General features: G+C 28.1%; 11 protein-coding genes. 4 read left to right on the top strand and 7 right to left on the bottom strand.

Annotation, left to right across the window (positions count from 1 at the left end):
- Window positions 1-243: 243 nt before the first annotated feature.
- Window positions 244-1,014: a sulfite exporter TauE/SafE family protein gene (locus tag K0039_RS08995; protein ID WP_228104719.1), complete on the top strand. Its 771-nt coding sequence runs from the start codon at window positions 244-246 to the stop codon at window positions 1,012-1,014.
- A 48-nt stretch (window positions 1,015-1,062) separates the two neighbouring features.
- Here the strand turns inward: K0039_RS08995 and K0039_RS08990 are convergent, their stop codons facing one another.
- The 6 genes from K0039_RS08990 to K0039_RS08965 all read right to left on the bottom strand — a co-directional run bounded on the left by K0039_RS08990 (window position 1,063) and on the right by K0039_RS08965 (window position 9,271).
- Window positions 1,063-2,007, bottom strand: a complete 945-nt coding sequence (locus K0039_RS08990; protein WP_228104718.1) for an alpha/beta hydrolase — start codon at window positions 2,005-2,007, stop codon at window positions 1,063-1,065.
- Between the two features lie 72 nt (window positions 2,008-2,079).
- On the bottom strand, window positions 2,080-3,831 hold the full coding sequence (gene dhaK / locus K0039_RS08985) for a dihydroxyacetone kinase subunit DhaK (protein WP_228104717.1): 1,752 nt from the start codon (window positions 3,829-3,831) through the stop codon (window positions 2,080-2,082).
- Window positions 3,832-3,900: 69 nt separating this feature from the next.
- Window positions 3,901-5,031 (bottom strand): glycerol dehydrogenase, encoded by a 1,131-nt coding sequence (locus K0039_RS08980; RefSeq protein ID WP_228104716.1) that lies wholly within the window; start codon window positions 5,029-5,031, stop codon window positions 3,901-3,903.
- 386 nt (window positions 5,032-5,417) lie between these two features.
- A complete protein-coding gene (locus K0039_RS08975; RefSeq protein ID WP_228104715.1) occupies window positions 5,418-6,440 on the bottom strand; it encodes a PocR ligand-binding domain-containing protein in 1,023 nt (340 codons plus the stop codon).
- 51 nt (window positions 6,441-6,491) lie between these two features.
- The gene (locus tag K0039_RS08970; protein WP_228104714.1) at window positions 6,492-7,271 is read right to left on the bottom strand and encodes a M48 family metallopeptidase; all 780 of its coding nucleotides are present in this window, start codon (window positions 7,269-7,271) and stop codon (window positions 6,492-6,494) included.
- A 14-nt stretch (window positions 7,272-7,285) separates the two neighbouring features.
- Complete coding sequence (locus K0039_RS08965; RefSeq protein ID WP_228104713.1) at window positions 7,286-9,271, bottom strand: GTP-binding protein; 1,986 nt, start codon at window positions 9,269-9,271, stop codon at window positions 7,286-7,288.
- A 278-nt stretch (window positions 9,272-9,549) separates the two neighbouring features.
- Between K0039_RS08965 and K0039_RS08960 the strand changes: the two genes are divergently transcribed.
- The 3 genes from K0039_RS08960 (at window position 9,550) to K0039_RS08950 (ending at window position 12,060) form a co-directional block, all read left to right on the top strand.
- Window positions 9,550-10,272, top strand: coding sequence for a helix-turn-helix domain-containing protein (locus tag K0039_RS08960; protein WP_228104712.1), 723 nt, complete (start codon window positions 9,550-9,552; stop codon window positions 10,270-10,272).
- 115 nt (window positions 10,273-10,387) lie between these two features.
- Complete coding sequence (locus K0039_RS08955) at window positions 10,388-11,590, top strand: sodium/glutamate symporter (protein ID WP_228104711.1); 1,203 nt, start codon at window positions 10,388-10,390, stop codon at window positions 11,588-11,590.
- Window positions 11,591-11,751: 161 nt separating this feature from the next.
- Entirely contained in the window at window positions 11,752-12,060 is a 309-nt protein-coding gene (locus K0039_RS08950; RefSeq protein ID WP_228104710.1) for a DUF1540 domain-containing protein, read from the top strand.
- A 32-nt stretch (window positions 12,061-12,092) separates the two neighbouring features.
- Here the strand turns inward: K0039_RS08950 and K0039_RS08945 are convergent, their stop codons facing one another.
- Window positions 12,093-12,833, bottom strand: a complete 741-nt coding sequence (locus K0039_RS08945) for a lysophospholipid acyltransferase family protein (RefSeq protein WP_228104709.1) — start codon at window positions 12,831-12,833, stop codon at window positions 12,093-12,095.

Raw genomic sequence — 12,833 nt, 5'->3', positions numbered from 1 at the left:
TATCTCCCTCTTTATATATTTTATAGTTTTTCTATCTGTTATATATAATATATAACAGATGTCATGTTTGTGCAATATTTTTATAATAGTTTTTTCTATTCCAAAAAATCATTATAAAAATATTGAACTTATTTGTCTTATGTTTTGTGTGCAGTATTAAATGCTATACTTCCTATTCTCAAATTTATAAACTATAATTATAATTAAATACAAAGAATTAATTACTAATTGGAGGAATACATATTGGAGTCACTTACTATTTATCTAATCGTTTGTCCCCTTGTCTTTCTTGGTGGATTTGTTGATTCAATTGCTGGCGGTGGGGGATTTATTTCACTTCCTGCTTATATGATGTCTGGTTTACCTGTTCATATGGCAATTGGAACAAACAAATTAAGCTCAGCCATGGGAACTTCCCTAGCTACATATAGATTTGCAAAAAAAGGATATATTAATTTAAAAACAGCCATATACTGTGCTGTTTGTGCCTTAATTGGATCTATGATGGGTGCAAAAACAGCCTTATTGATTGATGATAAAATTTTCAAGTTAATTATGCTTGTGATTTTACCTATAACAGGCTTATATGTTATTTTTAATAAAAGTTTAGAGAAAAATAAAAAAGAATATGATGAGGATGATTTTTCATATAAGAAAACTTTGATTATAGGTATGATTGTTGCTTTGTTTATAGGTTTTTACGATGGCTTTTATGGCCCTGGTACTGGAACTTTTTTAATGATAGCCTTAACTAGTTTTGCCCATATGACTTTAAATGAGTCTGCTGGTATTACTAAAGTTATTAATTTAACTACTAATATAACTAGTTTATGTGTTTTCCTTTTAAATGGAAAAGTAATGTTAAGTGTAGGGCTTATTGCAGGTTTCTTTGGAATTGCGGGAAATTATGTTGGCACTAATCTATTTACAGATAAGGGAGTTAAAATTGTAAAACCTCTTATGATTGTAGTTTTATCTATATTTTTTATAAAGCTTCTTTTTGAAGTAGTATAACAAAATAAAGTGGGTATCATTTCTGATCCCACTTTATTTATATACATTTTAAGCATTAACCCATTCTTTTTCTCTTTCATCAAGCCAATAAATTATATCTTTAATAACTTCATCTTTATTTATTTCATTTAACATCTCATGTCTGCCACCTTCATATAACTTGCATGAAACGTTCTTAACACCTAAATTCGCATATGTATTTTTAAGTCTAAGAACACCTTTTCCATTTTTACCAACTGGATCTCTATCTCCAGACATTATATAAATAGGTAAATCTAAAGGAACTTTCTTTAAGTTATATTTATCTTCCACTTCTTGCAATCCTTTTATAAAATCATAGAAGAATCCACAAGTAAATAGCACACCACAGAAAGGATCATCTATATACTTTTGTACCTCTTTTTCATCTCTACTTAGCCAATCAAAGTCAGTTTTAGATGGTTTAAATCCTTTATTATTTCCGCCAAATATTAAACTATCTAACTTGTTACTTCTATGTCTTCTTCCATGCTTTTTTATTTCAGATTTTGATACTAATTCAGCTACTTTTAAGATTTTACCATGTCTACCGTTTGAGCCAGATAATATTAGACCTGCTAAATTATTACCATATTCCATTATATATCTTTGGCTAGCAAAAGAACCCATACTGTGTCCAAATAAATATATTGGCAAATCAGGATTTTCCTCTTTAATTATGTTTGTAAGAATACTCATGTCTTCTACTAAACATGTAAATCCTTCTTTTTCAGCTAAATATCCCACATTATCCATAGTTTTAGCTGTTATACCGTGCCCTCTATGATCATTTATATAAACAATATAACCATTTTCAGTTAGTTTTTGTGCAAATTCTTTATATCTAATTGCTGTTTCTGACATACCATGAGCTATTTGTATTACTGCTTTTGGTTTTATATTTTCACTTGTATATTTATAAACATGTATATTTAAATCTTCTTTTCCTTCAAAATAAAATTCTTTACACTTCATTACTTTTCCCTCATCTAAATATGTTTTTAAGAGTATTAAAATGATAATTTTAATACTCTTTTACTTATTATCTTACTTTATGCAATTAGATACTTCTGTAAAAATTACGCCAAGTCCGTATGCTCCTGCATCTGGATGACCTAAACTTCTATCTCCAACTGTTCCTGCGCGTCCCATACGTGCTACTATTTCTTCTGTAGATTTGGCACCATCTACAGCAGCTTTTGCACCAAGCTCAAAAGCTTCTTTTAAAGTATTATTTTCCTTTGCACTTTTAGTCCAAGCATCTGCACAGGGAACTAATGCATCTATAAGAGTCTTATCTCCCACGACTGCACCACGTCCAAATGATCTCTCCCCTGTAGCTTGAATTCCTTTAACTGCACCTTGAATCATATTTGCAAAATCCTCTATGTCTAACTCTTGTTTATTTACTACCGCTCTAGAAGCCGTTCTAAAAGCAGAGCCCCATATAGGCCCAGATGCTCCTCCACAATGCTCCATTATAACCATAGAACAATCATCTAGGAACTTGCTTATAGTTAAGTTATCTTGTAATAATATTTCCTTCCACTCTCTTTTTAATTGCTTAAATCCTTTTGCGACACTCATACCAAAGTCCCCATCACCTGCAAAAGAATCTAGCTCACAAAATGGAACTTCATTTTTTATTATTACTTCACTCATTTTATCAACTATATATATCATATTATCTAGTGTTATTTTTTCATCTACTATGCATGCCATCTCTTCTTTTGACTCAACTTCAAAAGATGTAAGTACAAGTTCATCAGGCACTTCTAAAGAAGAGTATTTTGCAGAGTCGACTGGTCCACTTACTTTAAAAGCTGGAGTATCACTTTCACATGATAATAATTCTTTTAACTCTTCATCAAGTTTCATTATAGACACAGATGCTCCTGCCATATCTATACTTGTCATGTAATTTCCTACAAAAGTTCTGTTTATTTTTATATTTTTCTTTGATAATTCACCAGCAACAGAGTTATTAAACAAATATAACTCTTGTAAAGGTGTTCCGCCAAATCCATTTATTAATAAAGCTATTTCATCATTTTCATTTAATTTCATATCATTTGACAAGGCATCTACTATTCTACTAGCTAATTCATCTGCTGTAGTAATTTTTTCTCTTTTTATACCTGGCTCACCATGTATACCAACACCAAATTCCATCTCGTCTTCTGCTATTTCAAATGTTGGAGTTCCTTTTGCTGGTACTGTACAAGAAGTTAACCCAAATCCTAAACTTCTAACATTGTCAGCAGCCTTTTGTGCTACTTTTTTTACTTCTTCTAAAGACATTCCTCTCTCTGCTGCTGCACCTGCTATTTTATGAACAAATACAGTTCCCGCAACACCACGTCTTCCTACTGTATATAAGCTATCTTCCACAGCTATATCATCATCTACTTTAACATAATCTACAGTTATTTTATCTTCACTTGCTAAATGAGCAGCATTTTTGAAATTCATCATATCTCCACTATAGTTTTTGATTATAAGTAAAGTACCTTTTTCACTTGCAGTAGCTTTTATTCCTTGATAAACTTGAATTTGAGAAGGGGATGCAAATACATCTCCACATATAGCCCCATCTAACATTCCTTTTCCTATAAAACCTGCATGTGCTGGCTCATGGCCACTACCTCCACCACTTATTAAGCTTACCTTGTCTTTATTTATTTCTTTTTTCTTTATTATTTTATATTTTTTTACGAACTCTAACTCAGGGTGAGCTAAGGCTATTCCGTTACACATTTCCATAACAACATTTTCTGGTTTATTTATGATTTTTTTCATCTATTCCACCTCATAAGTTATATTTTAAATTTAAAATACTATAATTTCTTTTTATGAAATTTTTATAATTTATTTATTATTCTTATAGTTTCTTCCAAGTCTATCAGCAGTTATAATTGAAGCTGCCACAGCTTCTACGCTTATAGGGAATGGCATAGAATGTACTGATTCTTCTTGTATACAAGATTTTGCTGCAACTTCCATTAATTCTTCTTCGCTTATTTCATTTACACCTATATCTTCTAAGCAAACTGGTAAACCTACTTCCATACAGAAGTCTAATACTTGATTTATTTCTTCTTCAGATGCATTTTCTAGTACTAACTGAGCTAAAGTACCAAATGCAACTTTTTCACCATGGAAATACTTATGAGTTCCTTCTAATATAGTAAGTCCATCATGTATAGCATGTGCTGCTGCAAGTCCTCCACTTTCAAAACCAAGTCCTGATAAAAGGATGTTTGCCTCTATTATATTTTCAAGAGCTGGAGTAACTAAGTTACAATCACAAGATACTTTTGCCTTAGATCCATCAGCAAGTAAAGTTTCGTAACATAATTTTGCAAGAGCAAAAGCAGTATTAGTACCTTTTGCTGGAGCTGTTAAATTTTCTCTTGCTCCACAAGGAAGACCAGCATTTACATTTGAGTATGATGCTTTTGTTGCTCTAGCTTCAAAATAAGTTGATAAGGCATCGCCCATTCCAGATACTAAAAATCTAGTGGGTGCTTTAGCTATTACAGTTGTATCTATTAGTACTACACTTGGACTTTGTTTAAAATATGCGTAATCATCAAAAGATCCATCTGGAGTGTATAATACTGCTGAATGGCTAGTAGGTGCATCTGTTGCTGCTATTGTTGGAACTATTATTAAAGCTTCACCTTCAGCAACACATTTTGCAGTATCTATTGCTTTACCTCCACCAAGACCTATTGTACAATCACAGTTGTTTTCTCTTGCTACTTCTTGTAATCTTGTTACTTCTTGTCTTGAGCACTCTCCTGTAAATCCACTTTCTACTAAAGTAATATTAAACTTCTCACAAGTTTTGTCTAACTTATCTTTCACACGATTTACATCATCTGGGTGTGCTATAAGTAGTGCTGATTTTCCAAAAGTTTTTACGAAATAACCTAAATTTAATAATTCATCTTCACCTTGAACATATTTTGTTGGACATATAAATGCTTTTCTCATCTTTTAATTACTCCCATCTATTTTAATTTTATTTTGTTGAAATTTTATATTTTAATTATAATATCGTTTTCCTATTTAATCATTAGGCTTACATGTCATAAAATTACAATTTATAATCGTATTTTTATGAACTAAAATAAGAAAATTGTACTATTTCTACTTTTCGTTAAGTACTTAACTATTTTTTAAACATAAAAATTTATTATTTTTCACAATGTAAACCTTAAGTTTACCTAATATTTAGGTAAATTATTACTAAAAAAGCTATAAATAAAAAGAGATGAACTCTTTTCTATTTATAGCTTTCTTAATATTCTCATTAAATTGTTAATCTTTTATTTATAGATGAAACTTACATATAAAATTTCTTGTGAAATCATTCATTTTTACATGTTTTTATAATATTTTCTATAAACAGAAGGTGTTACTCCTTCATATTTTTTAAAAATTTTAATAAAGTAACCAGGTTCATTAAATCCAAGTTCATCACTTATTTGGCTTACACTCATATCACTGTCTTCCAAAAGTTCTTTAGCCCAATTAATTTTCAATTTTGATATATAATTAGAAAAACTATCTCCCATTTCCTTTGAAAATAATCTACTAAAATAACTTTGGCTTATATGACAAACTTTCGCCATACTTTCCACAGTAATATTTTCACTTTTATTTTTGTATATATAATCAATTGCTGGCTTTAAAGTTGAACTAACCTTTTTATCACATCCATACTGTGATACATAAGCATCAATCACAGCATTAGATAGTCCCTTTTTTAGTTTCTCAATATTATCTACACTATAACCTTGGAAAAAATCTTCATCTAATTCTTTATTATTACCTATAGACTTTTTATACATTTCTAAAATTAAATTTTTATCTAATGCTTCCTCCACTAGATAATTACAAAGAGAAGACAACATATTAGCTATATTTTGCACTTCTTTATAAGTAAGTAAGGGTAGCTGCTCATAATATTCCTTAAATTCTTCCAAAACCTCAATAGACACTGAGTTGTTAGAAGTATCTACTATTTTCTCCATATCTTCAGTATAATTATCACTTAATTTAACTTGACCTGCCATTATTGCACCCATATATCTGCCATCAATAATTATAGGAACTGCCACATCTACTATATTGTAGTGACATAGATAAATATAAGGTTCATTTGACCTAACAGCTTCAAGTCCACCTCTGGAGTCACATTTTTGGCAATACTTCACCATTTGAGGATGATTTCTTACAGATTCACAAAACCTAGAACATTTACTATGTTTACTTATGGGATTTCCCTTATAATCAACTGTTATAATAGCCATGTTTGTAACTAAAGATAAATTATCTTGAAGAGTTTGCCATTTTTTAAAATCTATTACTTTGTCCAAATTTATTTTTTCTTTTTTCAATCTGTAATCCTCCTCTATAATACGATTATTGCTTTATTACAAATATAAAAATTACAACGTAAGTTTGTAGGAGTTTTCTTTAAGCCATTTTTCACTTTTTCTAAAATCAGGTAATATTTCTTCTACAAGATTATAAAAGTCCTTTGAGTGATTCATCTGAGCCAAGTGTGAAAATTCATGAACAATAATATAATCTATTACATGAACTTTTGCCATGGAAATCCTTGAATTAATATAAATAGTTTTTTTAGACGTACAACTTCCCCATCTTTTCTTTTGTTCTTTAATTTTAATTATATTAGGTATCAGTTTATTCATCATAGGCTTTTCTTTTTTTAATACTTCAAGCCTTTTTAAAACTATTTTTTCACTTTCTATTTTGTACCATTTTTTAAGTTCATTTTTAATATACTCACCTTCATTATTATTAGTAGTAATAATTAAGTTCTTATCCTTTATATCTATATGACAATAATTCTTTTTATTATTTTCAGTGTTTTTATCTTCAACTATTTTTAGTTTATATTCCTCTCCTAAGTAATAGAAAATTTCATCATTTACATATTTTCTTTCCTTAAAGCTTTCATCCATATTTTCAAATTTATCTAAAGTCTTCATTATCCAAGATGATTTTTCCTCAAGTACTTTTTTTAAAAATGAAATAGATACAGATCTTGGACTAATTATTTCTATAGTATTTTTAGGAATTATCCTAATTGAAATATTTTTTCTTTTTCTATATTCAACTTTAACTCCTATATTTTCTTCCTTATATAAAAAACTAATGGAGTTATTTTTATTATCTAAAAGTACTTTATATTCTTCTTTCATTTTTATCTCCCAAGCTATATATTTATCTCACAATGCATGTAATTTCTCACATCTTCACCTTTTACAGTATAACCTTGTCCTTTTGAACAAAATATAGAATTGGATGTATAAAGCTTATCACTATTTTTATCATAATTTCTATTATTTAGAACTTCTTCACTATTGTGGCATTCATCATATCCATCATAATTAAATGTGATTCGCCCTCTTCCCTTTGTAAATGATATTAGCTCTAATGGATAATCCATAAACTCACTTACAGGACCTCTTCCACTTATTATTGGCTTATTATCGCTAGAATCTTTAATATTAAAACTTCCACTCATTTTCTGTATATCTGAAATTACCCTTCCCATATAATCATTATCTATTTCTATTTTAAATTTATAATAAGGTTCTAGTAAAATATTTTCTACTTGTTCTAGACCTTGTCTTAAAGCTCTAAAGGTAGCTTGTCTAAAGTCTCCGCCTTCAGTATGCTTATTGTGTTCTTTTCCAGTTAAAAGAGTTATTTTTACATCTGTAACTTCATATCCACCAAGTATGCCTCTATGACTTCTTTCAAATATATGAGTATTTACTAAATTTTGATGACCAATTGTAATATTATCCACATGAGCTAAGCTTTCAAAACTTATACCACTATTTCTTTTATCTGGTTCGATTTTTAGCACAACCTCTGCATAATGTCTTAGCGGCTCAAAGTGACCTATTCCTATGGTTTTATCCTTTATAGTTTCTTTATATAGAATTTCACAAGGACCAAAATCCACATTTATATTAAATCGTTCTAAAAATATTTCTTTTAAAACTTCCAATTGAATTTTACCCATTATATTAATCTTTATTTCTCTAAGTTCTTCGCTATATATAGGATTTAGTGAAATTTCTTCTTCACCTAAAATTTTAAAATATGAGTAAACATCTTTAATATTTACACTTTCATCAAATAATACTTTTGTAGCAAGCATTGGCACAATAAAATTATTATCTTCAGTGTTTAATTTAGAAAGTATATCCTCTTCTTTACTTGACACTATAAAATTTGAAGGATATGTTTCACTTGGTCCTTTTATGGCTACTATTTCTCCAGCAAAAGCTTCCTCTCTATTTATAAATTTATCACCCTTATAAATTCTTATCTCATTTACTTTCTCTCTTAATATATTTTTTTGCCCCATATAGCATAATTCATCTTTAATTTTTAACTTACCTGACATAACTTTTATAAATGTTAATCTTTGTTTGTTTTCTTCACTTTTTATTTTATATACTTTTCCAGTAAAACTTTTATTTTCATCATAATTTTTTACACTTAAACAATCCAACGTTTCTAAAAGGCTGTCTACGTTTTCGTCAAATAAAGCTGAACCAAATACACAAGGATAAATATTACAACTATTAAATAATGACTTAATTTTTTCAAACCATAGATCATAATCAAAATTATCATCTAAAAATCTTTCTAATAATTCTTCATCTTTTTCTGCAATAAATTCTATTAACTCTTCACTCATATTATTGCTTAGTTCTTTTGTAAAATCAAAAATATCCTTAGATAAATTTTCTTTTAAACTTATATTTATCTCATCTTTATTAGATATATCTCTGTCCATTTTATTTACGAAAATAATAGTTGGAATATTATGTTCTCTCAAATAATTAAATATGGTTTCACTATGGGACTGAACTTTTTCTACACCACTTACTATTAAAATAGCATAGTCTAAGATTTTCAGACTTCTCTCCATTTCAGGACTAAAATCCACATGCCCAGGAGTATCTATTAAGTAGTAATTTGAGTCTTTGTAGTTAAAGTAGCCTTCCTTAGAAAATACCGTAATACCTCTTTGTCTTTCTATATGATTGTTATCAAAGTATGAATCTTTATGATCCACCCTTCCCCTTTTTCTTATGGAATTTGTATGATAAAGTATTTGCTCACATAAAGTAGTTTTTCCACTATCAACATGAGCTAAAATACCAATTATTTTATTCATCTTACACCTCATTTTGTCATAATATATAAACTTATCTTATCATATTGCATTAGTATTAGTAAAATAGATTACAGATAAAAAATGTATGGTATATTTACTTCGTCTTTTATAACCTATTTCCATTGACAAATTTACTATTTTTATTTAATATTATATATGATAGTTATTCTCATTTGTAAATTAATTATAATTGATAACAACATTCTATTATGTCCGTATTTTTTACTTATTAATATATTGGCATTAAATTTATACTAGAAATTAAGGAGTAAAATAAGATGTTAAATATAAATTATATCTCAGAAACATTTTATAATTGCTGTAATATTCCAATTAAAGCAATATCTAAAGAATATGATGAAATTTATAAATATGGATACAACAATTATTTAGATGAATTATATCCAAAGAATAAAATAAATGACTTTATATTAAATGAAATGAATAGTAACAAAGATATTTATACTCTATCTATTGATAACGATATTCACTATATTATTACAGATGCTTGTAATGTTATTTTCATCCTAGGTCCCATATCAACAAATAGTTCTAATAAGTTAGTTTGTTATAAACCAGCTACTTGTTTTGAATATATAGAGTATGTACTATGTAAAATAATTGAAAATAATCTTATTTATGACGTTAACAGTCGTTCTTATAATATATATGTTAGAAAGGCAATACATCATATACATAAGTATTACAACGAAGATATATCCATAGATGATTTATGTGAAAAATTAAATATAAATAAATCATATTTTTGCAACTTATTCAAAAAATCAACTAGTCAAACATTTTCTAACTTTTTAAATTATTTCAGAGTTGAAAAGAGTAAAAAGTTACTAGAAGATCCTAAACTATCTTTATTAGACGTTGCTTTGGAAGTTGGTTTTAATAATCAAAACTATTATACAATCGTCTTTAAAAAAATAACAAATCAAACTCCATCAGCTTATAGAAAAGAAATTGTTTCTATTAAAAATCAAGTATATTAGTATTCTCTTTAGAATATAATCTATAAATATTTCCTTTTAATTATATTATTTAAATTTAAAGACGTTGATTTATCAGCGTCTTTAAATAATTTCATATGTAAAGGTAGGTGAAAAGATGTATAACCTGGATTTAAATATAGTAGGTACTTTAATACTATCCATGGTCTTATATTTATTTGGTAATTTTCTTACTAATAAAATCTACATACTTAATAAATTATGTATTCCATCTCCCGTTGTAGGTGGTCTCACATTTTCATTATTCGTTTTTATATTAGAATATTTTAAGTTAGTAAATGTATCCATGAATACTCTTCTTATGCCATATTTCATGTCATTTTTCTTCACAATAGTAGGATTAAATGTGAGTTTTAAGCTACTAAAAAAAGGAGGAAAAGTATTAATTATTTATTGGCTATTATGTGCCCTTTTAGGATTTTCTCAAAATATAATAACCATTATTTCATCAAAGCTTTTAGATATAAATCCCCTTTTAGGTTTAATGTGTGGCAGTGTATCCATGGAAGGTGGACATGGTTATTCTTTAGCTTTTGGAAGGACTTTAGAATCTTTAGGTGTTTCTAATGCTTGTAGTGTAGGATTTGCCTCTGCTACTTTAGGTCTAATTATGGGTGGAATAATTGGAGGTCCTGTTGCCAAGATTTTAATTGAAAAATATCATTTAAAGTCTTCAAATATACATAAAAAAAATAAATCTTCTATTTTAAAAAGTAATACTTCTATTTTAAATATTAATGACACTTTGTTCTTTGAACAAATTTTAATTGTTTTGGTTTCCATGAGTGTTGGTAGTGCTTTAGCAAACATTGTTAATGTATATTTTCATATAGTGGTACCAAGTATTGTTGGATGTATTTTTATTGCAGTATTATTTAGAAATTTTAATGATAAAGCTAAAATTATGATAATGGATTTTAAACTACTAAATTTTCTACAAGATTTATCCCTTGGAATGTTTTTGACTATGGCTCTTATGAGTATTGACTTTTTTAGTTTATCTAGTTTATTTGGTCCTATTGTTTTTATAGTAATTTGCCAAGTAATATTTATTGTTATATTTACTACTACACTTGCTTTTAGGGCACTTGGAAAAGATTACGATGCTGCAGTAATGATAAGTGGTATGTTAGGTCACGGCCTTGGAGCAACGCCTAATGCCCTTGCTAATATGGGTTCAGTAACAAACAAATATGGCTATAGTCAAAGTGCCTACTTAGTAGTTCCATTAGTTGCAGCTTTCTTACTGGACATTTTTAGTATTCCATGTATTTTATTTTTTATTAATATTCTTACATAGGCAAAATTTTCTGAAGGAATCTTATTATACTATTTAGTTAATTCTTTTTGTAATTAACTTTATTTTAATTATAAAATATCTTAAATTATCATATTTGTATTAAATTTATAAAAAATATCATAATAATAATAGTAAAGTAAATATTATGAAGGAGGTACATTATGAATAGCAATTTAAATTGCCTTGTTTCAAATTGTGCTTATAATAAAACTGGTTATTGTTATGCTTCACATATAAAAGTAGAAGGCTTTGAAGCCACTGTTACTCCAGAAACTTACTGTGAAAGTTTCATAAATAAAGCAGAGGCTAATTTTACAAGTAGTGTAAGTGATAGTGCTCAAACTAATACTCAAAACATTTCTTGTAGTGCCAAAAACTGTACATATAATATTCAAGGTGCTTGCAATGCAAATCATGTTCTTATTAATATGAAAAATGCAGTTTGTGATACATTTAGGCTTAAGCATTAGTATATAAAAAAGAGAGGTTACCCTCTCTTTTTTTAATTTATCTTCTTTTCCATAGCAGCAATCATTTTTTCTTTTATTATTTCTGCAAGTACTACTGTTTTAATCCTTGGATTTTCAATATGATCATATATAGGGTCTAAGTACTCAACTTCCACACTTCCTGAGTGTATTTTTCCAACTGGCTCATAGCCTTCATATGTACTTCTAGAGTTTTTTATTACCATGGGAACTATAGGGCATTTTGCCTTATATGCAATTTTTAAAGACCCAGCCTTAAAATCAGAAACTAAAGCATTAGGATCTTTTACCCAAGTTAAATCTCCTTCAGGAAATACTGCCATGCTGTGCCCACTCTTTATATTTTCTGAGGCTTTAATTATACTTTTCATACCTTCTCTATTACTTTCTCTATTTATGAAAACACACTTCATTAAGTTTAGCCAATGACTAACAATTGGTATATGTCTCCATGTAGGTACATCAGCTATTATAACACCCACTGGTTTTGCTATACTAGAAACTAAAATATAACTATCTAGCATACTGGCATGATTTGATACAAATAAAACCTCTTCTTTAGGCACTTTTTCTTTACCTATAATTTTTATTTTTATTTTTACTAAATCAAGCGATCTCTTTGCGTGGTTCTTTACAAATCTAAATTTTTCAATGCCACTGTATTTTTTTTCATTGTACTTTAATTTTAATAACTCTGGTATAGATAATATGAATCCGATAATTTGAAATAATGCAAATTTAATATAATTTAACAC

It is taken from the genome of Terrisporobacter mayombei (assembly GCF_020748465.1).
GTDB classification, from domain to species: domain Bacteria; phylum Bacillota; class Clostridia; order Peptostreptococcales; family Peptostreptococcaceae; genus Terrisporobacter; species Terrisporobacter mayombei.
The sequence above is the reverse complement of the archived record's forward strand: the minus strand, read 5'-3'. Positions and strand labels throughout refer to the sequence as shown.